Origin of the sequence: Allobosea sp. 2RAB26 (assembly GCF_052115465.1) — a bacterium.
GTDB lineage: Bacteria > Pseudomonadota > Alphaproteobacteria > Rhizobiales > Beijerinckiaceae > Allobosea.
In genome coordinates this window covers 229629-251041 of the sequence record NZ_JBFRGS010000008.1, presented here as the reverse complement: position 1 = coordinate 251041, position 21413 = coordinate 229629, and the positions used below count along the sequence as shown (strand labels likewise).

General features: G+C 63.8%; 20 protein-coding genes. 12 read left to right on the top strand and 8 right to left on the bottom strand.

Translation table 11 applies throughout. The features are described from left to right. Positions 1-10 precede the first annotated feature (10 nt). The 4 genes from AB4118_RS17945 (at position 11) to AB4118_RS17930 (ending at position 5442) form a co-directional block, all read left to right on the top strand. Positions 11-2260, top strand: a complete 2250-nt coding sequence (locus tag AB4118_RS17945) for an amylo-alpha-1,6-glucosidase (RefSeq protein ID WP_441491010.1) — start codon at positions 11-13, stop codon at positions 2258-2260. A 251-nt stretch (positions 2261-2511) separates the two neighbouring features. Beyond that, positions 2512-3099, top strand: a complete 588-nt coding sequence (locus tag AB4118_RS17940) for a hypothetical protein (protein ID WP_441491009.1) — start codon at positions 2512-2514, stop codon at positions 3097-3099. 341 nt (positions 3100-3440) lie between these two features. Continuing rightward, positions 3441-4382 carry a GGDEF domain-containing protein gene (locus AB4118_RS17935; RefSeq protein WP_441491008.1) on the top strand — a complete coding sequence of 314 codons (942 nt, stop codon included), beginning with the start codon at positions 3441-3443 and terminating at the stop codon, positions 4380-4382. A 325-nt stretch (positions 4383-4707) separates the two neighbouring features. After that, the gene (locus AB4118_RS17930) at positions 4708-5442 is read left to right on the top strand and encodes an outer membrane protein (RefSeq protein ID WP_441491007.1); all 735 of its coding nucleotides are present in this window, start codon (positions 4708-4710) and stop codon (positions 5440-5442) included. A gap of 173 nt (positions 5443-5615) precedes the next feature. Here the strand turns inward: AB4118_RS17930 and AB4118_RS17925 are convergent, their stop codons facing one another. The 8 genes from AB4118_RS17925 to AB4118_RS17890 all read right to left on the bottom strand — a co-directional run bounded on the left by AB4118_RS17925 (position 5616) and on the right by AB4118_RS17890 (position 13252). Continuing rightward, positions 5616-5924: a hypothetical protein gene (locus AB4118_RS17925; RefSeq protein ID WP_441491006.1), complete on the bottom strand. Its 309-nt coding sequence runs from the start codon at positions 5922-5924 to the stop codon at positions 5616-5618. Positions 5925-5955: 31 nt separating this feature from the next. Continuing rightward, positions 5956-6216 carry a hypothetical protein gene (locus AB4118_RS17920; RefSeq protein WP_441491005.1) on the bottom strand — a complete coding sequence of 87 codons (261 nt, stop codon included), beginning with the start codon at positions 6214-6216 and terminating at the stop codon, positions 5956-5958. Positions 6217-6285: 69 nt separating this feature from the next. Next, positions 6286-6507, bottom strand: a complete 222-nt coding sequence (locus tag AB4118_RS17915; RefSeq protein ID WP_441491004.1) for a hypothetical protein — start codon at positions 6505-6507, stop codon at positions 6286-6288. Beyond that, positions 6491-6799, bottom strand: a complete 309-nt coding sequence (locus tag AB4118_RS17910) for a hypothetical protein (RefSeq protein ID WP_441491003.1) — start codon at positions 6797-6799, stop codon at positions 6491-6493. Before AB4118_RS17910 ends, AB4118_RS17915 begins: the two co-directional genes overlap by 17 nt. 320 nt (positions 6800-7119) lie before the next feature. Beyond that, entirely contained in the window at positions 7120-8463 is a 1344-nt protein-coding gene (locus tag AB4118_RS17905; RefSeq protein WP_441491002.1) for a glycoside hydrolase family 130 protein, read from the bottom strand. After that, complete coding sequence (locus AB4118_RS17900; protein ID WP_441491001.1) at positions 8456-10741, bottom strand: glycosyltransferase family 4 protein; 2286 nt, start codon at positions 10739-10741, stop codon at positions 8456-8458. Before AB4118_RS17900 ends, AB4118_RS17905 begins: the two co-directional genes overlap by 8 nt. Further along, entirely contained in the window at positions 10738-11697 is a 960-nt protein-coding gene (locus AB4118_RS17895) for a class I mannose-6-phosphate isomerase (RefSeq protein ID WP_441491000.1), read from the bottom strand. Before AB4118_RS17895 ends, AB4118_RS17900 begins: the two co-directional genes overlap by 4 nt. A gap of 820 nt (positions 11698-12517) precedes the next feature. After that, positions 12518-13252: a glycerophosphodiester phosphodiesterase family protein gene (locus AB4118_RS17890; protein ID WP_441490999.1), complete on the bottom strand. Its 735-nt coding sequence runs from the start codon at positions 13250-13252 to the stop codon at positions 12518-12520. A 122-nt stretch (positions 13253-13374) separates the two neighbouring features. Here AB4118_RS17890 and AB4118_RS17885 point away from each other — a divergent pair, with 122 nt between their 5' ends. From AB4118_RS17885 to AB4118_RS17850, 8 genes are all read left to right on the top strand, one after another. Further along, positions 13375-14214, top strand: a complete 840-nt coding sequence (locus AB4118_RS17885; protein ID WP_069881107.1) for a MurR/RpiR family transcriptional regulator — start codon at positions 13375-13377, stop codon at positions 14212-14214. Between the two features lie 84 nt (positions 14215-14298). Then, complete coding sequence (locus tag AB4118_RS17880) at positions 14299-15894, top strand: ABC transporter substrate-binding protein (RefSeq protein WP_441490998.1); 1596 nt, start codon at positions 14299-14301, stop codon at positions 15892-15894. Continuing rightward, positions 15891-16754 carry an ATP-binding cassette domain-containing protein gene (locus AB4118_RS17875; RefSeq protein ID WP_441490997.1) on the top strand — a complete coding sequence of 288 codons (864 nt, stop codon included), beginning with the start codon at positions 15891-15893 and terminating at the stop codon, positions 16752-16754. The genes AB4118_RS17880 and AB4118_RS17875 overlap by 4 nt, the downstream gene beginning before the upstream one ends. Continuing rightward, positions 16751-17743, top strand: a complete 993-nt coding sequence (locus AB4118_RS17870) for an ABC transporter ATP-binding protein (protein WP_441490996.1) — start codon at positions 16751-16753, stop codon at positions 17741-17743. Before AB4118_RS17875 ends, AB4118_RS17870 begins: the two co-directional genes overlap by 4 nt. Continuing rightward, positions 17740-18465 carry a glycerophosphodiester phosphodiesterase gene (locus AB4118_RS17865; RefSeq protein WP_441490995.1) on the top strand — a complete coding sequence of 242 codons (726 nt, stop codon included), beginning with the start codon at positions 17740-17742 and terminating at the stop codon, positions 18463-18465. Before AB4118_RS17870 ends, AB4118_RS17865 begins: the two co-directional genes overlap by 4 nt. Continuing rightward, on the top strand, positions 18465-19397 hold the full coding sequence (locus tag AB4118_RS17860; protein ID WP_441490994.1) for an ABC transporter permease: 933 nt from the start codon (positions 18465-18467) through the stop codon (positions 19395-19397). Before AB4118_RS17865 ends, AB4118_RS17860 begins: the two co-directional genes overlap by 1 nt. A 1-nt stretch (position 19398) precedes the next feature. Continuing rightward, complete coding sequence (locus tag AB4118_RS17855; protein ID WP_441490993.1) at positions 19399-20280, top strand: ABC transporter permease; 882 nt, start codon at positions 19399-19401, stop codon at positions 20278-20280. 114 nt (positions 20281-20394) lie between these two features. Beyond that, entirely contained in the window at positions 20395-21375 is a 981-nt protein-coding gene (locus AB4118_RS17850) for a LytTR family transcriptional regulator DNA-binding domain-containing protein (RefSeq protein ID WP_441490992.1), read from the top strand. The last annotated feature ends 38 nt before the right edge of the window (positions 21376-21413 follow it).

Genomic DNA, 21413 nt, shown 5'->3' with positions numbered 1-21413 from the left:
GAGCAGTGGGATGAATGAGCACAGCGTCGCCGCAGGCGAGCGCCAGATCCCGCCTCTGCAGGAACAACTGGCCGAGCACGCCCTCGATGCCCACCCGTCGCTCGTAGAGCGCCCATTGCGCACACTGAAGGCAGGCGATGCGTTCGCTGTTCTCGACAGCTATGGCGACCTCGGCATCACCCCCGACACGTCGGAGGGGCTATTCTCCAGCGACACCAGGCATCTTTCGCGGCTGCAACTGTTCTTCGAAGGGAAGCGGCCCCTCCTTCTCAGCTCGGTCATCCAGGACGACAACGCGTCCTTGACGGTTGATCTGGCCAATCCTGAGATTACCCGGAAAGATGGCACGACGGTCATTCCACGTGACGCGATCGCCATCGAGCGGACCAAGTTTCTCTGGAATTCCGTTTGCTATGAGCGTGTCGGATTGCGCAATTTCGACCGCATTCCCCACGAATTCAGGCTTTCCCTGTCTTTCGCGGCAGATTTCCGGGATCTCTTCGAAGTCAGGGGCATGAAACGCGCTCATCGCGGCGAGTTCGATGTCACGGTGTCTTCACAGATTGTGCGGTTCCTCTATCGCGGCCTCGATGACCGGGTGCGCAGAACCGTTCTTCGTTTCGAACCGGGACCGATTCAATTGACGCAGGACTTTGCGTCCTTTCAATTTTCACTCAAGCCCGGGGAGCGAACCTCGCTTCTCATCGCCATTGCCTGCGATATGCTTGACGCGCCGAGCCGAGGCGTGAGGTCCGAAGCAGATGCGCCCGGCGTGCCGCCTCAAGGCTTTGCCAAGGCCTATCAGGACGCTCGCCGGGATCTGCGCGCGCTGACCTCAAACATTGCCAAGGTCGAGTCCAAGAATACCCACTTCACGGATATTGTCTGCCGCTCGACGTCGGATCTTTACACGCTCATGACCCGGAGTGCCGACGGAGTTTACCCCTATGCTGGCATTCCGTGGTTTTCGACGATGTTCGGGCGCGACGGCATTATCACGGCCATGATGTTGCTGTGGACCGATCCCTTGGTGGCGCGGGGCGTACTGCTCCAGCTGGCGAAGGCACAGGCCGTCGCCGCTGAACCCGAAGCCGATGCGCAGCCGGGCAAGATCCTGCACGAACGGCGAAGCGGAGAGATGGCCAATCTCGGTGAGGTTCCGTTCGGCTTCTATTACGGCTCCGTCGATGCCACCCCGCTATTCGTTATGCTGGCAGGCCAGTATTTTGGTCGCACTGGTGACCGGGCGACGATCGAACAGATCTGGCCGAACATCGAGGCCGCACTTCAATGGTGCGACACATTCGGAGATCGCGACGGCGACGGATTTGTCGAATACTTTCGCGAGACCGAAAATGGCCTGGCCAATCAAGGCTGGAAGGATAGCCACGATTCGATCTCGCATGCCGATGGCTCCTTGGCTCAGGGACCGATCGCCCTCGTCGAGGTTCAGGCCTATGTCTATGCCGCGAAGCAAGCTGCAGCCACGATGGCGAGCGCTCTCGATCTCGGTGAGCGCGCCCACGCGCTACGGCGTGAAGCATCGATCTTGCAGGAGCGGTTCGACCGCGCTTTCTGGTGCGAGGATATCGGCTCCTACGCATTGGCGCTGGACGGAAACAAGCGGCAGTGTCGCGTTCGGTCTTCCAACGCCGGTCATGCTCTGTTCGGTGGCATCGCCTACCCCTCGCGGGCGGCGCAGGTCGCCCAATCACTCATGAGTGAAGGGGGGTTCAGCGGCTGGGGCATTCGCACGCTCAATGTCAATGAAGCCCGCTACAATCCGATGTCCTATCACAATGGCTCTGTGTGGCCTCATGACAACGCGCTGATCGCCCTCGGCTTTGGCAATTACGGCCTGAAAGCCGAGGCTGCACGGCTGTTCGAGGCTATCTTTGATGCCGCTGCCTATCAGGAACAGCGCCGCCTGCCGGAGCTCTTCTGCGGCTTCCTGAGACGGCGTCGACGTGGACCGACTGCCTATCCCGTCGCCTGCTCGCCTCAGGCCTGGGCTGCAGCCGCGCCCTTCGCGATGCTGGCCGCTTGCCTCGGGCTGCAATTGCCGGCGGCGACGAACGAGGTCAAACTCCTGGATCCCGTGCTGCCTTCGTTTCTCGACGATGTGACAATTCGCGGGCTGAGACTTGGGGCCTCGCGATTCGATGTGCGCGTGCATCGGCATGAGAGCGATGTCACGATCAATGTCCTGAAGCGGTGGGAAGACAGCAACGCTCGCGTCGTTCTGGTCAAAACCAAGTAATCCGGGCACGGGGGCTGCGCCTCCAGGACGAACTCGCCGGCGACCGAGGTTGCGCGGGTCGGTGTCCACGCTTTCCGCGCCGCAGGGAGTAGGCGATGCCTGCATTGCCTCGGAAGAAGAGGGGGGGTCTTTCTGGCAAGCGTCGCTTCAAATTTCCGACGTGATTTCAACCCCTTCGAGGCAAGAGTGAACGATCCGCTTCGAATCTGAACCGGATTCCATTTTCCGGCCGGATGTTCTAATCACACGCGATGGATACCGTCGCGCCACATGAACTCTTTCCCCATGTCCGCATCGTAATGGGCATGATCATCGGCCTCGGCATCACCCGGATGCTGACCGGCATCGCCGGTTTCATCCAGCATCCCGATCGTTATCGCGTCTCGATGCTTCACATGCTCTGGGTCGGCTCGATCCTGCTGGAACTCGTGCTGTTCTGGTGGTGGGAATTCGGGCTGTCGCGCATCCACAACTGGAGCTTCGGCGTCTACATCTTCCTGATCGGCTACGCGATCGTGCTCTATTTGCTGTCGGCGCTGCTGTTTCCGGACAACGTCGCTGAATATGCCGGCTACGAGGACTTCTTCATCAACCGGCGGCGCTGGTTCTTCGGCCTCATGGCGACGTCCTTCGTTCTCGACGTGGTCGATACCCTGATCAAGGGCACGGAGCGCTGGACCCAGCTCAGCGGCGATTACTTGATCCAGGTACCGATTGGCCTGGCTCTCTGTCTCGTTGCCTGTGTTTTCGCGCAACGTTGGATCCAGATGTCCATGGCTGCCGTGCATCTTGCCTATCAGGGCTATTGGATCGGGCGCATCGTCTACAACATGCAGTGACGACGCGGCCCGATCGGAACTTCAGCCGGAACGAGCCGGGTCGCGACTGCAGGCGACCTTATGGAAACCTTGCGCGCCAGTGCCTGAGCCAGGGCGCCGGCAAGGCCGGCAGCAAGGCGCTCGACCGCTCCTCGGCAAAAGGCAGGTTGATCGGCAGTGCGAGGGTTGGGTACGGTGAGCCATCGTCACTGCATACTGGCCTTATGCTGCAAACCTCCGCTCGACTGCCTGATCGGCAGTCCCTTTCCGGCAATGCCGTGCTCGTCGGACAGAAACCGGGCCGGTCATTCGTCGAGTGAAGGGCTGCTTCCCCTCCCGGTAACGTGTTAGGTTCCCGATCGATGGACGAGACGACTCAACAGCTCATTGAGATGCTTGAGGGCTCCCCGGTCCTGGTCGCCCTGTATGACCAGTTCGACCGGCTTCGAAAGGCGAACCGAGCCTTTCGCCAGGCCTATTCCATCCGCGCCAGCGAGGATCCGTCCTGGTCGGAGATCATGCGCCGGAATTTTTCGGCGGAAACCGGGACGGTCGTTCGAACCAAGAATTTCGAGGAATGGCTGATCTCGACGCAGTCGCGGCGAGGCAAGGTCGGGTACCGCGCCTACGAGACCGATCTGCATGACGGGCGGTGGCTCTGGATGACCGAGATGGTCAGCGATGACGGCTGGATGCTCTGCATCGCGAGCGTCACGACCGATCTCCATTCCGACAAGAGAACTCTGCGCCAGGACCGGGACAGTGCGGTCAAGGCCTCGTACACGGACGAACTGACCGGGGTCGCCAACCGCCGGTTCGTGATGGCCCGGATCGACGACATGCTGCTTCAGCGGCGCCTGGACAGCCGCCTGACGGGCTGCCTGGCCGTTCTCGATATCGACCATTTCAAGGTCATCAATGATCGCTTCGGGCACGCGGCTGGGGATGAAATCCTGTGCCGATTTGCCAAGGAGATCCACGCGAATGTCAGGCGCTCCGATTGTTTCGGCCGGGTCGGCGGCGAAGAATTCGTCCTGGTCATGCCCAGGACATCCGCGGACGAGGCCGCGCTGGTCCTGGAACGCATGCTCATTGTCGTTCGGGCGATGAAGCCGCTCGGCGGCCATGGTGATTTCCGCTGCACCTTTTCGGCAGGCATCGCCGAGACGGACCCGACGGATGTATCGCTGAGCCTGTACGCGCGTGCCGACAAGGCCCTCTATGCCGCCAAGTCGAGAGGCCGAAACTGCATTGTCGCGGCCGAGGGCGAAGCCGAGCGATCCCCCCAATCGATCGCGCCGTAGCGCGCAATTCTCATTCGCAACCGGGAGACCCTCGCCATCGGTCGCAACGTCGCGCGAGGATGATTTGGCGGGCGCGCGGGCCGGGCCATGACGGCGGATGCTGGACTGAAAATGCGCCGGCGGGCATGGCGACTGTGAAGCGGGCCGGCGGATCGGGACGCCGCGGGCAGCGCAGATTCCACGTTTGGAATCGGCTAGTTGGCCAAAGCATCTCTATCGGAATACTAGGCCATTCCTGCAGTAAAGGATGGTCGATTATTGAGGTTCACCGGTGTGGATTGTTGTGCAACAATTGTGAGGTGAAATGCTGACCTCGGAGGACACCATGCGACTAGGACTTGTATCCACCGCCGTCCTTGCAACCTGCCTGGCTACGTCTGCCTTCTCCGCCGATCTTCCCAGCCGCCAAGCGCCGCCTCCCCCGATCGTCTACGCTCCCGTCTTCACCTGGGCCGGATTTTACATCGGCCTCAACGCCGGCATGGGCTGGGCCGACTCGGGCAACATCACCGTTACCGGGCCGACAGCTGGCTCTTCCGGAATTCTGGGCGGCAATGGCGGCGATGGCGCGTTCGTCGGCGGCGGCCAGATCGGCTATAACTGGCAGTCCGGCGCATGGGTCTACGGTCTCGAGACCGATATCCAGTATGTCGGATCGAACGGCAATATGTCCTGGGGGCAATACACCTGGTGGGCAAACAATGGCGGTGGTGACGGCGGGTATTTCGGCACCGTGCGCGCCCGCATCGGTTACGCCTTCGATCGGACCCTGGTCTACATCACGGGCGGTCTGGCCTATGGCGGCCTGAACAGCAACCCCCTGACCGGCAACACGACAAGCAACGCCGGCTGGACCATCGGCGGCGGTGTCGAATACGCCTTCACCAATAACTGGACCGTCAAGCTCGAAGGTCTCTACGTCGATACCGGCGAGGGCCGACAGACCCGGGTCTTCCAAAACCCCGCGGGCGGCGTGCTCCCGGCCGGAATCTATACCGCGACCACCAGTGGCGGCGGCGGCGGCGGCATCGTTCGCGTCGGCGTGAACTACAAGTTCTGAGCCGCGCATCCTGGATCTGCAAACAGCCCGGACCATGCGCCGGGCTGTTTCCGTTTCTTCGGCCTCGCGGCGGGCGGGGCGGGACTGGGCAATTCGATCGCATCGTGTCGATCGAGATGAGAGCCGGGGATTCGAGCGACGCCCGCCGATCGGCAGCATCGCAGGCGAGATGATCAATGGTGCCAATTCTGCGGCGCACCAGGCAGATCTCCCGTGACCTCGACATGGGCGGCGCCGGTCGTCGACGGAAATTCCCGATAGGAGAACCTGAGATCGAGGAGATGGCCATCATCGGTCAGCAGCTGCACATCCGCGCGGCCGAAGACGGTCTTCAGTGCGGGAAAGGCCAACCGGACCTCGCCGCAGCTGGTCACTCCGATCGGATGCTGGAAGAAACCTTCAAAATCGTAAGATGCACGGCCGATCTTGATGCCGTTGCTCATCAGGGCGCCTCGCCCCGAGATTCCACCGAGATAACGCATGATCGTTTCACTTCACGGTTCATAGGCGTGACTAGGCCTGCTTATCCTTCTCCAGGGCAGCTGTAAGTTCGATCGGATCCACGAGGATGATCTGCGAGGAACCGCGTGAAAATTCGATAGCCGGGATCTGCAGCATCGTGGAGGTCCGGCGGAAGGCTCGGAACGACACGCCCACGATCTCTTCCTCGTCGGTGACGACCCGATAGGTTCCGGCCGGCTGAGGATCCGACAGCGCGCTCAACCTGAAGGGATGGCTGAACGTGATCTCCGTTTCGGTGGTCCGGTCCGTCATGATCCGCACCTGTCATTCCCTGCCAATGCTATCAGAGCCGCCGGCTCGGCTCTCTTCCGGACGCCACGGTTATTTCAGGTTGCCGAAATGGTTCGTTTGCGTAACGCCGGCGCGGATCTGGAGTTCTTCGATCGCGCGCTCGTGACCATCGGCGCCGCGCACCCGATATTGCCGCTGTCCGTTCTCGCTCGCCGGAAGTACCCGAATGATCTCGTATTTTCCGACGCCGGTTCTGTCGAAGAAGCCAAAAGCCAAGCTGATGACATCGCCTGCCTTATAATCGGTTGTCATGACGTGTGTCCTCGATGCCCGATCCGTTGCGCGCCTGCTCATGCGTCGGCGAAGCCAGGTGACCGATGAAGGCCGCTCCGTCGTCGCGATGGCCCATGATCACAAGATCCACGACGTCTCCGTCATCCTGAATCAGATGAATCGGAAAGGCGAACTGGAGAGGGTCTGCCCGGCTCAGGTTCGCGACAAGATGCCCGGAGCACATGTCCTTGGCAGTCCGTGACGTTCTGAAGCTGAATGATGCCGGCTGACGCGTGCCGTTGCGCCAGATGATCTGGCCATTGCCTTGCAAGACGAAAATCCAGTGCCGACCGGCGCCACAATGACACCGCGACCCGCTCTCGGTTCAGTGCGAAGGGAGGCGACAATCCACTACGCGCTTCTTTCAGTCGCTAAGCAAGTGCGAAGGCCGCGTCATCTTCGCACATACATCGATCCAGGCCCTCGGTCGATTGTCTCAACCCTGATTTGCTTGATGATTTCAATTCTGCCGGTCTGGCCGAAGGCATGACATATGACGACATCGATGCTTACTTTGAGCCAGGCGCGGGCGGAATCTTTTTCCAGCCTGCGTAGCCGGTTTCTCTCGCGAGCCCGTGCCCGGAAGACTTCCTAGCGTTCCATGGCGCCCATCAGCGCAGCGATCCTGATCGTCGCGAAATTGCAGAACGTATCGGAGACCGCGTAGGGCAGGACGATGTGGTCGTTATGGCGTATCGCGCCGCAGGTGTAGACGACGTTGGGAACATAGCCTTCGCGTTCGGACGGCTCCGGCCGAACCAGCGGCTCGCGGGACCGCGCGAGAACCTTCGACGGATCCTGCTTGTCGAGAAGAACCGCTCCGATCGCGTATTTCCGGACGGGCCCGACACCATGGGTCAGTAGCAACCAGCCCTCGTCGAGCTCGATCGGCGACCCGCAGGTGCCGATTTGGACGAACTCCCATGGGAATTGCGGTTTCAGGATCACGACACCGCCGTTCCAGGTGAAAAGATCATCGGAATAGATGAGATAGAGGTTCTCGTTGTCCTGCCGCGCGATCATGGCGTAGCGCCCGTCGATCTTCCGAGGGAACAGCGCCATGCCCTTGTTCGTCGCGGCCGTCCCCCGCAGGGGTGACAGCCGAAAGGACAGGAAATCGCTGGTCTCGATCAGTTCGGAGCGGATCGCCCGGCCGTTATAGGCCGTGTAGGTCGCCCGAAACACCGTCCTCCCATCTTCGTCGAACGCGACGAAGCGCGCGTCCTCGATGCCGTTCGACTGAGAGGCGGTAATGGGAAAGATCACCCGTTCGCTGATGTCGCCATCGGGCGAAAAGACGACCTCGACATCGTCGCCATCGAGACGCGCCATCCGGTTGCGCAAGGTGGCGATCGAGGCCAGGCGCGATGTCGGATCGACGCTGACGCTGCCATCGCTGGCGATCGAGCCGGAGCGGAACGTCAGGGACGAGATATGGCCCTCGCCAACGGCGCGTACGCTCAGGATGAAGCGGCGCCCGCCTGGAGGAGCGCCGGACTGATCGGGGTGGGAGACGATGCTTGGATTGAAGAGAGCCGCTGCCTCGAACGAATATTCATGGAGGAAATAGGCGCCGACGAGCTGACGCTGAATCCTGGTGAAGTCGCAATGCGTCGCGAAGGCGTCCTCCATTTCGTCGGCGCGCTGCTCGAATTTTTCCAGCAGGTTGCGGTGCCGGCCTTTGAAATTCTCCAGCACGTCGGCGAGCAGGCCTTCGGCCGTATCGCAATCCAGCGTCAGGACCCGGTCGACGATATGGTTCGCCCGGGTCTTGTCGACGGGGTTGAGGTCCCTCGGCTCGGTCGTGGGACCGAACCGGCGCACGACGACTCTGGAGGGATCGGGGCGCAAATACAGGGCCTGGCGGTTCAGGAAGGCGGGTTGGGACAATGCGACCCCAGTCTGTTTGTGCGCGATCGCCGAAGGCTCAGGCATGCAAGGCCCGAAGCGGCGCCAGTTTCGGGCGGTCCCCGCTGATGCGGGCCTGCTGGCGAATCTCGGCGAGGCTGAGAAGATAGGATACCACGGATTCGCCCCCGCGGTTCTCGTTTGCGCGGTCGCGGTGCAGGCCGTCCCGGCAGGCGCCGGTATCAAGATCGACCAGCGGCACCGAGAGGTCGTTGTGGCCGAGGAACCAGGCGAAGGCGCGTGCGGCCTCGGTCCGCCAATGCGGATCGCCATCGGCCCGACAGGCTGCGAGGCAGGCCGAGATTGTCGCCGTCGCCTCCAGCGGCTGCTGATCGAAGGACCTCGGTGCACGGCGCTTGTCGCCGAAACTGTCGGAGCCGACAGGCCTGAACAAACCCGCGGGCGTCGTCTGCAGATCCGCGAGCCAGCGCAGCGACCGCAACCCGGCCTCGAGATAGGCTGGGACCTTCATGGAGGTACCGGTTGCGATCAGGGCCTGGGGCAGGCGCGCGTTGTCATAGGAAAGCCCGTCCTCGAACCACACCCAGTTCGGTGTCTCGACTGCCGAGAGCAGGGCGAGCAGGCGATCGGCCAGCAGTGGGCGCAGCCAGATGGCAGTCGGCGGCGCCCCGGCGACGGCGCAATAGGCGTCGAGGCCGAGCAAGGTGAAGCCCCAGGCGCGGGGCGAGGTGAAGCTCTCGACGATGGGCAGGGCTTGCGCGAACAGGGCGGCTGCCCATTGCCGGCGCGACGGGCTGACATCGCTGCGCGCGCATTCGCCCAGCGCCCAGAGCGTCCGGCCATGACTGTCCTCGGAACCCGTATCTTCCAGCCAGCGCCGGTCGAAGCTCATGAAATTGCGGAAGCGTCGCGTGTCGGGATTCCAGGCGTGTTGGACGAAGGATGCGTAACGCGCCGTCAGCGCGTCCGTAAGCTGCCGTTCGCCGGTGCTGCTCAAGGTGCAGGCGAGGAGTAGCGCGCGGGCATTGTCATCCACGCAGTAGCCATGCGCGCGATCCGGCACGGAATGGACGGCATGCTGGAACAATCCGGTATCGTCGCACATGGACAGGAGATGTCCTGTCTGCATCTCCGGAGGCGCAGGAATCTGCGGCGAGGGCGTTGCCATGATGGGGCTGGCGACGACGCTCAGCACCCGGCCCCGACGCGCCGTCTCAAACGCGGCGAGATAGCGCTTGGCCGTTCGTTCCCAGGTCATCGAACGGCTGCTGGCATAGGCACGCAGCCGCATTGCCTGGCGCCTGTCGACATCGGTCAGCAGTCCCGCGATCTCGTCGCCGATGGCAACCGCATCGCCGAAGGGCACCAGAATGCCGCGCCCATCAGCGAGCAGTTCCTGGGCGTGCCAGTAGGGCGTCGAGACGACGGCTTTCCCGAGGCCGAAACTGTAGGCCAGCGTGCCCGATGTCATTTGCGCCTCGTTGAGATAGGGCGTGACATAGACATCGCACATCGAGATGAAGCCCAGTAGCGTCGCCTGATCGACGAACTGGTCGAGGAAGACCACATGATCCTCGACGCCGAGTTCGCGCACGCGGCTCATCAGGCTGGCGCGATAAGCCTCGCCCTGGTCGCGAACGAGATTGGGATGCGTTGCACCCAGAACCACATAGACCGCATCGGGGCGACGCCGCAGGATCGCCGGCATCGCGTCGATCATCACCTCGATGCCCTTGTTGGGCGACAGCAGACCGAAGGTTAGGATGACGGAGCGGCCACTGAACCCGAGCCTGGCCTTGGCGTCGTCAGGTGCGAGAAAGGCGACGTCGGGAATGCCGTGCGCGATCACCTCGATCTTGTCAGCGGGGAGTCTGTAGACTGTCCGCAGCAGGTCGCGGCCCTTCTCGGCCATGACGACGATGCGCGTCGAGGCGTCGACAATCTGTTCCATGACATCGCGCTGCACCGGCGTCGGCTCGGACAGGACGGTGTGGAGTGTGGTGACCACCGGCGTCTTCAGCCGCGACAGCAGCGCCATGATGTGGCCGCCGGCCTCTCCGCCGAAGATGCCGAACTCATGCTGGAGCGAGACGATGTCGAACCGCCCGTCATTCAGGAAGTCGGCGGCCCCTGCATAATCCTCCAACCGGTCGTCGCCGACCTGATAATGGACGGAGCGTGGATAGTCGTAAGCATGACCATGGTCGTTCATGGCCACGATCGAGGTTTCGAGATCCGAGCCCGACAAGGCGACCGCCTGTTGCAAATCCGTCGTGAAGGTCGCGATTCCGCAGCGACGCGGAAGCGAATTGCCGATGAAGGCAATGCGGTGGAGCGGGCTCATGGTCGGGCCTCCGTGAAGGGGTTGGACGGACCCGCCAGCGCCGGGAGCGGCAGGGGCGGCTGGGAAACGGCGTCGCCTGGCGCATTCGCATCATGCGCAGAGACGGCATGCAAAAGGTCGGGGCAGGGGCTTGTCGCGTCATAGGCCACCAGACAGGTCAGGCCTTCGCGCCCCGCCTCGATGCGCATGCTATCGGCCTCGATGAAGCAGCCCTCGCCGGCGACTGCTTGGAACGCCCCGAGCCTGGCGGTGCCAGCGATGATGACCAGCCAGGTCTCTCTGCTTGCACTGAGGTTCCAGACCGATCCCGAAGCCAAATCAAACCGCTCGAGGACGAAATACGGGCTCGCGACGAGCAGGGTCCTGCCATCGCCAAGATGCCGCACTGGGGCTTGCCCTGCGGCGGGCCCGGCCTGGGCCGCTGCAACGCCGTGCTCGATGTGAAGTTCGCGTTGGCGGCCATGGTCGAACAGGCGGAAGGTCGTGTCGCTTCGCTGCTGGATTTCCGCGAGGACAAGCCCGGGGCCGATCGCGTGGATCGTTCCGGCCGGCACGAAGATGACGTCGCCCTTGCAGGCCTTGCGCCACTGCACGAGGTCGGTGATGGAGCCATCCTCGATGGCGGCCCGCAGTTCTGCGGGCGTATGGGCCGATTTCAGCCCGACGCCGATCGTGGCATCCGGTGTCGCGGAGAGAATATACCAGGCTTCGGTTTTGCCGTGAGGGAGCCCCATAGCTTGCGCGAAAGCGTCGTCCGGATGCACCTGGATCGACAATGCCTCGCGCGTGAACAACAACTTGAGCAGCAGGGCGGGCTCGGCCGCGTGAATGTCGCGGCGTTGAAACCAGAGTTCACCGATGGCGACGCCGTCATGCGCGACCTCGCTCCAGGGCAGGAGATCGGTCGACCCCCAGGGTTTGGGCATCGCATGTACACAGGCCTGTTCGAGCGCCATATCGGTCTCCTGGTGCGCATCGCCAGTGATCGAGCGACGGCTGTCGATCGATGCGGCAATGGTCGGCGACGGCTTTCAATGGCGCCTGGCGAGGGACAAAAGGCCCGCCGCAGGCAGCATCATGCGCTCGTTGGGCGCATCGAACAGGCCACATACCGCTCCAACGCTGGAACAGGACTGCGGCCCGGATAGCAGGATGATCGCGCGTCGCGCGGTCCTCGATGGATCAGGTGCTCCGCTTCATGGGAGGACCTGCGCGCCAGGGCTGAGACCGGCTAGCACGGCTCGGTTCTTAGCAAGGGTGCGTGCAGACGGATCTCATCATCCATTGCGCGTCGCCTCGAAAGGCACATGCCCTCATTCGGCAGAGCTGCACGACTGACGCCATGCCGGAACACGCGGCCCGCAGCATAAAGTCTGGCCGCACACGATCGTTCCCGGCCTTGCCCTTGAGCTGGCCCCAAGCGGCCGGCGCACACCAAGGAGTGTCGCCACCAAAATAATGGCGCTTCCTGACATGAGAACAATTCACTACGGACGAGATTTAACCTAAATTATGAACTGGATTTGAAAAGCATCAAGAAAGTTGATTGCGCCGCTATATAGCGTGAATATCTCAGGAAAGATCCATAATTATTTTTGGGATGATGCCGACGTTCAGGATGGGATCCAATATTGGGAGATTGGATCGAGGTTTTTCAATTCAGTATGAGGGCCAGCGTGCCGCCTTGGTTGGCATGGCGGCACCCCTTCGAGACCGGAATCGGGAAAGATCGGATGGATCGGCAAGACGCAGCAGAGCCCGCGCAGTCCGACTTGCCTATGGCCTTAGGGCGACGGCGAGGTCCGGCCGATCCGTTGTGAAGGCGCTTACGCCCGCGGCGAAGGCCTGCTTGATGTCCGCCTGCTCATGCACGGCAAAGAGCCCGTAGCGGATCGCCTCACGCCGGCAGATCTCCGTGTCGGTGTCCTGGGCTTGCGAGATGCGCACCGCAATCTCAGGAACGCCCGCCATGCGAGCCTTTCGGCACAAGGCGCCAAGATCTCGCGTCGGCGCGGCGAGCGTCTTCTCGGCGATCAGCCAGATCAATGGCGTGGCTGGCGCCAAGCTGGACAATTCTTCCAGCGTCGCGATGTCGAACGCGGTGAAGGTCGTCCGGTCGAGCAGGCGCCTTTCCGTGAGCACTTCGACGATCTGGGCCTCGATCCCGGGATAGCGGCTGCCGTCGTGCCGGTTCTTCAGCTCGATGCGCAGCTTGATGCCGCTCGGCTCGAGAATGTCGAGCACCTCGTCAAGGGTCGGAATAGTCTCGTCGCTTGTGCGCAGCAGCGCCACCTCCCGGAGCTCGGCCCAGTCCTTGTCCGCGATCGCTCCGGTGCCGGCAGAGGTTCGGCCGAGCAGCGGATCGTGATGGACGACCAGCACGCCGTCGCGACTGCGATGGATGTCGAACTCGATGAAGTCGACAGCCATCGCGGCGGAGTTGCGGAAGGCGAGGCGGCTGTTCTCGGGCCAGAGTCTGGCGCCGCCGCGATGAGAGGCGATCTCTGTCATGTCACCGTCACAGTCCAAGGGGTTTTCTGCGTTGCAAGATAAATTGCGATATCAAGGTTCAGCAATTTATCTTGCATAGCTCCGAAGAGCTTGTCTACCTTGGGCGGCATGGGGAGGGTTGCATGAGCCTGACGGAGATTATCGCGGCGCACCGGGACGAACTGACCGAAGCCGATCGGCGGCTGATCGAGGTTCTCCTCGCTGACCGGACAGCCGGCAGCTTTCTGCCGGCGCACAAGGTCGCAGGGCAGGCCGGCGTGCATCCCTCGACTGCGGGCCGGCTCGCGCGCAAGCTCGGCTTTGCCACCTATCGCGACATGCGCGGCGCCTTGCAGGACGCGGTCGTCGCCGATCTCGACGCGTCGGTTCGCGTCCGGCGCCGGCTCAGCCGCGTCCGCGGCGATTCCCTCCTGGGCTCTGTCGTCGATGGCGAAATCCGTGCCCTGAACGCGCTGGCTGCGCAGATTTCGGATGCCGATATCATTGCCGCCGCCGGTCTGCTGCGCGACGCCGGGCGGATCCTGGTGGTCGGCGAGGGGCATGCGAGCAGCCTTGCCGACCTGTTCGTGCGCCGTCTCGTCAGGTCCGGCTACAGGGCGGCAGTGGTCGCCCATGCCGACTGGCAGGCGGCTGACCAATTGCTCGGCCTCGCCGCCGGCGATGTCGTCGTCGCCCTGGTCTTTCGCCACGAGAGTCCGGCGGCCGCGCGGATCATCGCCTATGCGCAAGGCATCAATGCCGGAACGCTCTTGATCACGGACCGGCGCACGGGTGTGCCAAATTGCGACGCGCAACTCGTTGCCGACCGTGGCGAGCAGGGCGAATTCCATTCGCTCACCGTCCCGATGGCGATCTGCAACACCCTGATCCTGGAACTGTCGCGCACCGACCGCGGTCGCTCGCTGAAGACGCTGGCAAAGGTCGAGACGCTGCAACGGATGTTTCGCGGCAAGCCGGGATAGCGGCTGCGGCGTCGCGCGTGATCGGACGACTGAACAAGGCCCCCGTAGTGGGGCGACCCATGGGAGGATGCAATGGCAAGAGCGATGAAACGCAAAGCCGGGCTTTGGGCTGTGCTTGGCGCGGGGCTGGCAGTGTCCGTGCAGCCGAGCGCGGCGGCAACAGAGCGGCCGGCCCTCACGGTGGCCGTGAACGAACTTGCGCGCTCGCTCGACCCCGGCGAGAACACCGGCAATGTCGACGTCCGGGTCTATTACTCGATCTTCGATACGTTGATCCGGCGCGATTTCGCGCATCCGACGGCAGACGGCGGTGCAAAACTGGTTCCTGGGCTGGCGGAAAGCTGGTCCTGGAGCACGCCGACCACCTTCGACATGAAGCTGCGCCGCGGCGTCGTGTGCCATGATGGCAGCCCGTTCAACGCCAATGACGTGCTGGCGACGTTTTCTGCCGACCGGCTTTGGGGGGCGAAGCCCTATTATCCCGATGGCCGCGTCTATTTCGGCAATTTCACCAATGTCGAGAAGCTCGACGAATTTACGATCCGGATCACGACGGCCCAGCACGACCCGATCATCGAGCACCGCCTGTCGAGTTACATGTCCTTCGTCATTTGCGACGAGGCCTGGAACAAGTTCAGGACGGAGGGTGTCGAAGCGAAGACCTGGATGGATCAGGCGGCCAAGGCGCTGCGCTGGAAGCCCGTCGGCACAGGCCCCTATAGCTTCGTCGACTACCAGAAGAACGACCGCATCACGCTTGCCGCGTTCGATCGCTATTTCGAGGGCGCTCCCGCCGCGAAATCCATCACCTTCCGCTCGGTTCCGGAGGTCGCAGCCCGTGTCGCCGGTCTCGTCGCGGGTGATTTCGATATCGCCGTCGAGATCCCGCCGGACCAGTGGGACGGCCTCAAGCGCTACAAGGATGTCACGCTGAAGACGGAGCCGCTGGAGAACAGCCATGTGCTCCAGTTCAACACCAACGACCCGGTGCTCTCCGACAAGAAGCTGCGCCACGCGATGAGCCTGGCGATCGACCGCAAGGGGCTGATCGACGCCCTCTGGAAGGGCCAGACCTATGCGCCCAACGGCCACCAGCTGCCGAGCTTCGGGCCGATCTATGTGAAGGAGAACAAGGGCTATTCCTACGATCCCGTGTTCGCCAGGAAGCTCCTCGCCGAGAGCTCCTACAAGGGTCAGGAGATCTCCTACCGGCTGATCCCGAACTACTACCTCTATAATGTCGAGGCCGCGCAGGTCATCCAGGAGATGTGGCGCGCGGTCGGCATCAATGCGCGCATCGATTTCGTCGACAGCTTCAAGGATGTCCGCAAGCCCGGTGCCCAGGTCTTCGCCTGGTCGAACACCTATCGCGTGCCTGATCCGGCAGGCGCGATCCTGACCCTGTGGGGCCCCGACACCGACAACCAGAACACCTGGAAATACTACGGCGCGAGCGCTGCATTCAACGAGGCCGCCAGGGAGCTGCTCGCCGAGACCGAAGAGACCAAGCGCAAGGCGCAGTTCGCGAAGCTGCTCGTTGCCTTCGAGGACGATATGCCGATGACGATGCTCTACAACCCCGTCACCGGCTACGCGCTGAAGAAGGGCATTAACTGGACGCCCTATAGCCAGTACTACATGGACTTCCGCCCCTCGAACCTGTCGATCGGCGCGAAGTGACGGACACGGGCCGCATCACGGAAACCGGCGAGGGGAGCGACACGCTCCTTTCCGTCGAGGATTTGACGGTCGGCTTCCGCACCGCCGCCGGCTATGCCGACATCCTCCATTCCGTCTCGTTCTCGGTCCGTCGCGGCGCCACGACATGCGTCGTCGGCGAGAGCGGCAGCGGCAAGAGCGTCTCCTGCCAGGCCGTGCTCGGCTTGCTGCCGCGGAACGGCCGGCGCGTCGGCGGGCGGATCCTGTTCGAGGGGCGCGATCTCGCCCTGGCGAGCGAAAGCGAGCTGGAGACGATCCGTGGACGCGGCATCGGCATGGTATTCCAGGACCCGCTCGGCTCGCTCAATCCGCTGCACACCGTCGGCACGCAACTGCGCGAGACCCTGCGGCTGCACAGCTCGCTCTCCGAGTCGCAGCGCCAGGCGCGCGAGCTCGAGCTGCTGCGGATGGTCGGAATTCCCGAACCCGCACAAAGATTGGCATCCTATGTCCACCAGTTTTCCGGCGGCATGGCGCAGCGCGTGATGATCGCGATGGCGCTGGCCTGCGAGCCGCGCCTGCTGATCGCCGACGAGCCGACGACGGCACTCGACGTGACGATCCAGGCGCAGATCCTCGACCTGCTCAACCGGCTCAAGGCCGAGCTGGGCATGGCGATCCTGTTCGTCACCCATGATCTCGGGGTTGTCGCCGAGATGGCCGACGATGTCGTCGTGATGCGCCACGGCCGCGTGGTCGAGGCCGGCCCGGCCGAGCGCATCCTGCAGGCGCCGGAAGCGCAATACACGCGCGAGCTTCTGGCCGCGATGCCGCGCCTCGATGTCGCCGCGCCGGTCTATCGCGAGCGGGTCGCCTCATGAGTGAACGGTCGGAACCGCTGCTGCGGGTCTCGAAGCTGCGTCGCCATTTCGGCGGCGGACGCTCCTTCTTCCGGTCGCACCGGACGATCCGCGCCGTCGAAGATGTCTCGCTCTTGCTGCGGGTCGGCGAGACGCTCGGCCTTGTCGGGGAATCCGGTTGTGGCAAGTCCACGACCGGCCGGATGATCGTCGGGCTCGAGCGCCCGAGCGGCGGCGAGATCGTCTTCAAGGGGCGCGATCTTGCCGGTTTGAGCCCGGGCGACTGGCAGCGGCAGCGCCGCGACATCCAGATGATCTTCCAGAATCCGCAATCGGCGCTCGATCCGCGGCTGAGCATCGGCCGGCAGATCCGCGAGCCGCTCGACCTGCACGAGATCGGAGATCGGGCCGGGCGGGATGCCGAGGTCGCGCGCCTGATGCGGGCGGTGGCCCTCCCGCCGGAAACGGCCGGACACTTTCCCCATCAGATCAGTGGCGGCCAGGCGCAGCGCGTCGTCATCGCGCGCGCGCTGGCCATGAAACCCAGCCTGATCGTCTGTGATGAACCGGTCTCGGCGCTCGATGTCTCCGTTCAATCGAAGGTGACCGAACTCCTGCGGGAGCTGCAGGAGCGGTTCGACATCGCCTATCTCTTCATCTCCCACGATTTGCGCGTGGTGAAGCAGCTCTCGCACCGCATCGCCGTGATGTATCTCGGCCAGATCGTCGAGGAGGGGCCGACGGATCCGGTCTACCGGCAGCCGCTGCACCCCTACACGATGGCGCTTCTGGCCGCGATTCCCGATCTCTCCGCGCCCAGGCGCACGCGATCGGCCCGGCTCATGGGCGATCCGCCGTCGCCTGCCAATCCGCCCCCGGGCTGTCATTTCCACACCCGCTGCCCCTATGCCCGCCCGCGTTGCTCCGCCGAGATGCCGGTGCTGCGGGAAGTCGAGGGTGGCCGCAGCGTCCGCTGCCATTTCGCCGAAGAACTGAGGGCAGAATCGTGAACCGGCCGCTTGTCATTGCCCATCGCGGCCACTCCGCCGGCTACCCGGAGAATACGCTGGAGGCCTATCGGGCGGCGATCGCCGCCGGGGCCGATCTCGTCGAGACCGATGCGCGCCTGACGGCGGACGGCGTCGTCATCGCCGCGCATGATCCGGATCTGGCGCGGCTGGCAGGCAGCACGGCGGCCATCGCGACAACAACCCACGCGGAGCTGGCGACGATCGCGCGCTCGAGCGGCATCCGGCTCGCGACCCTGGCCGAGGCGCTCGCAGCGATCTGCCCGCATCGACAGGCCCTGATCGACGTCAAGACGCAGGATCTGACGATCATCAACGCTGTGATCGCGGTGATCGATGGGGCAGGGCTGCGCGATCGGGTATGGATCGGTGTGCGCGACGTCCTGCAGGTCGCCCACGCCCGGCTCCAGATGCCGGGCATCCGGGTGCTCGCCTTCCTTCCCGATAGGGCAAACCCGGACCATTTCGCGGCAGCCGGAGCGAGCGCCTTCCGGATCTGGGAAGGCGGTCTCGACGGAACGGTCGCGACAGGCCTGCTCGGGCATGTGCCGGTCTGGGTCACGGCGGGAGGGAGCGGAACCGGGCGCCGTGTCGGAGATGTCGATGCCGATGGCCTTGCTGCCATCCTGGAGAAGTCGCCGCAGGCCGTGCTGCTCAACGACCCCGACCTGCTCGTCGGAACACAAAACCGCGTGGCGTCGTGATGCCGGGCCGTCATTTCCTGACCAAGCTGGCGCGCGGCCTCCTGACGGTTTGGCTGATCGTGACCCTGACCTTCGTCGCGCTGAACCTGTCGGGGGACCCGATCGATGCCCTGGTCGGAGACCAGGCCTCGCCCGAACTCATCGCGCATTACCGCGAGAAATTCGGGCTCGATCGACCCCTCTGGCAGCAATACGTCTCCTATCTCGCCGGCATCGCACAGGGCGATTTCGGCCTCTCGCTCTCCGATCAGCGCCCGGCGGTGGAGCTGATCGCAGGTGCGCTCCCCCATACGCTGCGGCTTGGACTGACGGCCTTCGTGCTTGGCCTCATTCTTGGTGTCGGCTTCGGCATCGTCGCGGCGCTGAACCGCAATCGGCCGGTGGACCGGCTGGTGATGAGCTTCGCCGTGCTCGGCTTCAGCCTGCCGAATTTCTTCCTCGGCATCCTGCTGATCCTGCTGTTCTCGCTGCATTGGCGGCTGCTGCCGAGTTCGGGCGACGCGACGGCCCTGCACCTGATCCTGCCTGCCGTGACGCTGGGCACGCATTTTGCGGGTACATTCGCGCGGTTCACCCGCTCGGCGATGCTTGAGGTCCTGAACAAGCAATATGTAGTGGCGGCCCGCGCCAAGGGCGTGCCCAGCATCCGCCGCGTGCTCTGGCATGCCCTGCCCAACGCCGCGATCCCGATCGTCACCATCATCGGGCTCAAGCTCGGCGATCTCGTCGCGGGCTCGATCATCGTCGAGACGGTGTTTGCGGTCCCTGGCGTCGGTCGGCTTCTCGTCAACGCGGTCACGTCGCGCGATTTCGCGCTGGTCCAGGCGATCCTGATCATGGTCTCGGTCACCATGATCCTCGCCAATCTCGCGGTCGACGCGATCTACACCCTGATCGATCCGCGCATGCGCGCCGCACGTTCGGAGAACTGAGATGGCGATGCCATGGTCCTTCCGTCGGGCTGACGACACTCCGGTGCGTGCGGAAGCGCGCTATCCCGTCCTCGTCGTCGTTGCCCTTGTCCTGCTGGCGGTGATCGTTGTCGTCTTTCTCTTCGCGGACTGGCTGGCGCCCTATGACTACCGCGCGCAAGCGCTGCTCAAGCGCCTCAGGCCGCCGGTCTTCCTGGGTGGGACGACGGATCATCTGCTCGGCACCGACGAACTCGGCCGCGATGTCCTGAGCCGCCTGATCTACGCCATCCGCTTCAGCGTGCTTGTCGCACTCGGGGGCACCTTGATCGGCGCCCTGATCGGCACGGCGCTCGGGTTCATCGCGGCGCATTTCCGCGGCTTCGTCGAGGAAGCGATCATGATGCTGGCCGACGTCCAGGCCTCGCTTCCCTTCATGATGATCGCGCTCGCGCTGATCGCCATGTTCGGGGGTGGCTTCCTGCTTTTCATCGCCATCATGGGGTTCTACGGCTGGGAGGTCTTTGCACGGCTGACGCGGGGCGTCGTCATCGCCGCAAACACGCAAGGCTATGCGACGGCCGTGGTCGCGCTCGGCGCGCCGGCGCGCCATGTCTATCTCCGGCATATCCTGCCCAACATCCTGAGCGTGCTGATCGTTCAGTTCACGCTCAACTTTCCGCAGGTGATCCTGCTCGAAACCTCGCTCAGTTTCCTTGGCCTCGGCATCCGCCCGCCTCTGACCAGCCTTGGCCAGATGCTGGGGGCAGGGCGCGCCTACCTGACCACCGCATGGTGGATCGCGATCCTGCCCGGCATGGCGATCTTCCTGACGACCATGTCGATTTCGATCATCGGCGACTGGGTCCGCGACAGGCTCGACCCGACGTTGCAATCACGCTGAGCGAGCAGGCACGGCCCCTGCCATCGTTCGGACTGGTTGCGTCACGGCCAATATTTCGGTTGCACCTGCACAGTGGCCGCCGCCAAATGTGCGGATGCAGCAGGAGGAATCGCCGTGCGTGGCACAGGCAGCTGGCAGGTCGTTGCGCAGGCGGAGGCAGGCACCCCGGCAGGCAAGCCGCCTGACGCCGTCTACGAGGCCCGTTCGCTGTCCGACTGCGGCGATGGACCAGGGTCCGACTGGCCCCACCGCACGGCCAAACGACTGATTCAAGAGCCGGCCGATGTCGCGATCACGGCTGCACTGGCTGAGATCGGCGCGCTTGCCGGCGCCGACCGGGCCTGGATGTTCGAATACGACGCCGCGCTGCTGCGCTTCCGGAACACCCATGAATGGAGCAGGCAGGGCGTTCGCTCCTTCGTCGAGGACCTGCAAAACACGCCGGTGACGATGATTGCCTGGCTGCAGCAGTTCCTGGTCTCGGGCAAGGCCGTGATGATCAATCGGGTTGCCGACTTGCCGCGTCCGGCCCGCCAGCTCCAGGTCGAGATGCTGCGCCAGGGCGACCAGAGCGTGCTCAGCGTGCCAGTCTTCCATGACGGGCAGTTGCGCGGCTGTATCGGGTTCGACGCGACCACCGCAGTCCGGTGCTGGCTGCGGGCGGATATCAGGGCGCTGTTTCAATGCGCGGAACTGATCGCGCTGGCGCGTTACGGATCGCACCGCAGCGAGCAGGCGCTGGCCGACCCGGCGAGGGCGTTCGCACCGTTGATCCATCTGCGCCGGCAGGGGCAGATCATCGGCGTGGAGCCGCATGCCATTCTCGGCGTCCGCTCGGCGCGCGACTATGCGAAGGTCTGGCTGAAGGACGGCTCGACGGTCCTCGACCTGCGCCCGCTTGCGCTCTGGACCGGGCTGCTGCCTTCGGCCTCCTTCCTGCGCGTCCACCGCACCGCGATCGTCAACCTGCAGCATGTCAGCGGGCTCGACCGACGCGACGGGAATGCCTGGAAGATTGCGCTCGGCCAGCTCGCGGACACCTGGCCCGTGTCGCGCCCCTACCGGCAGGAATTGCGGCAGCGACTCGGGATTTAAGCGCCGGCCGCTTCACGTAACGTAACCTCCTGCCGGTT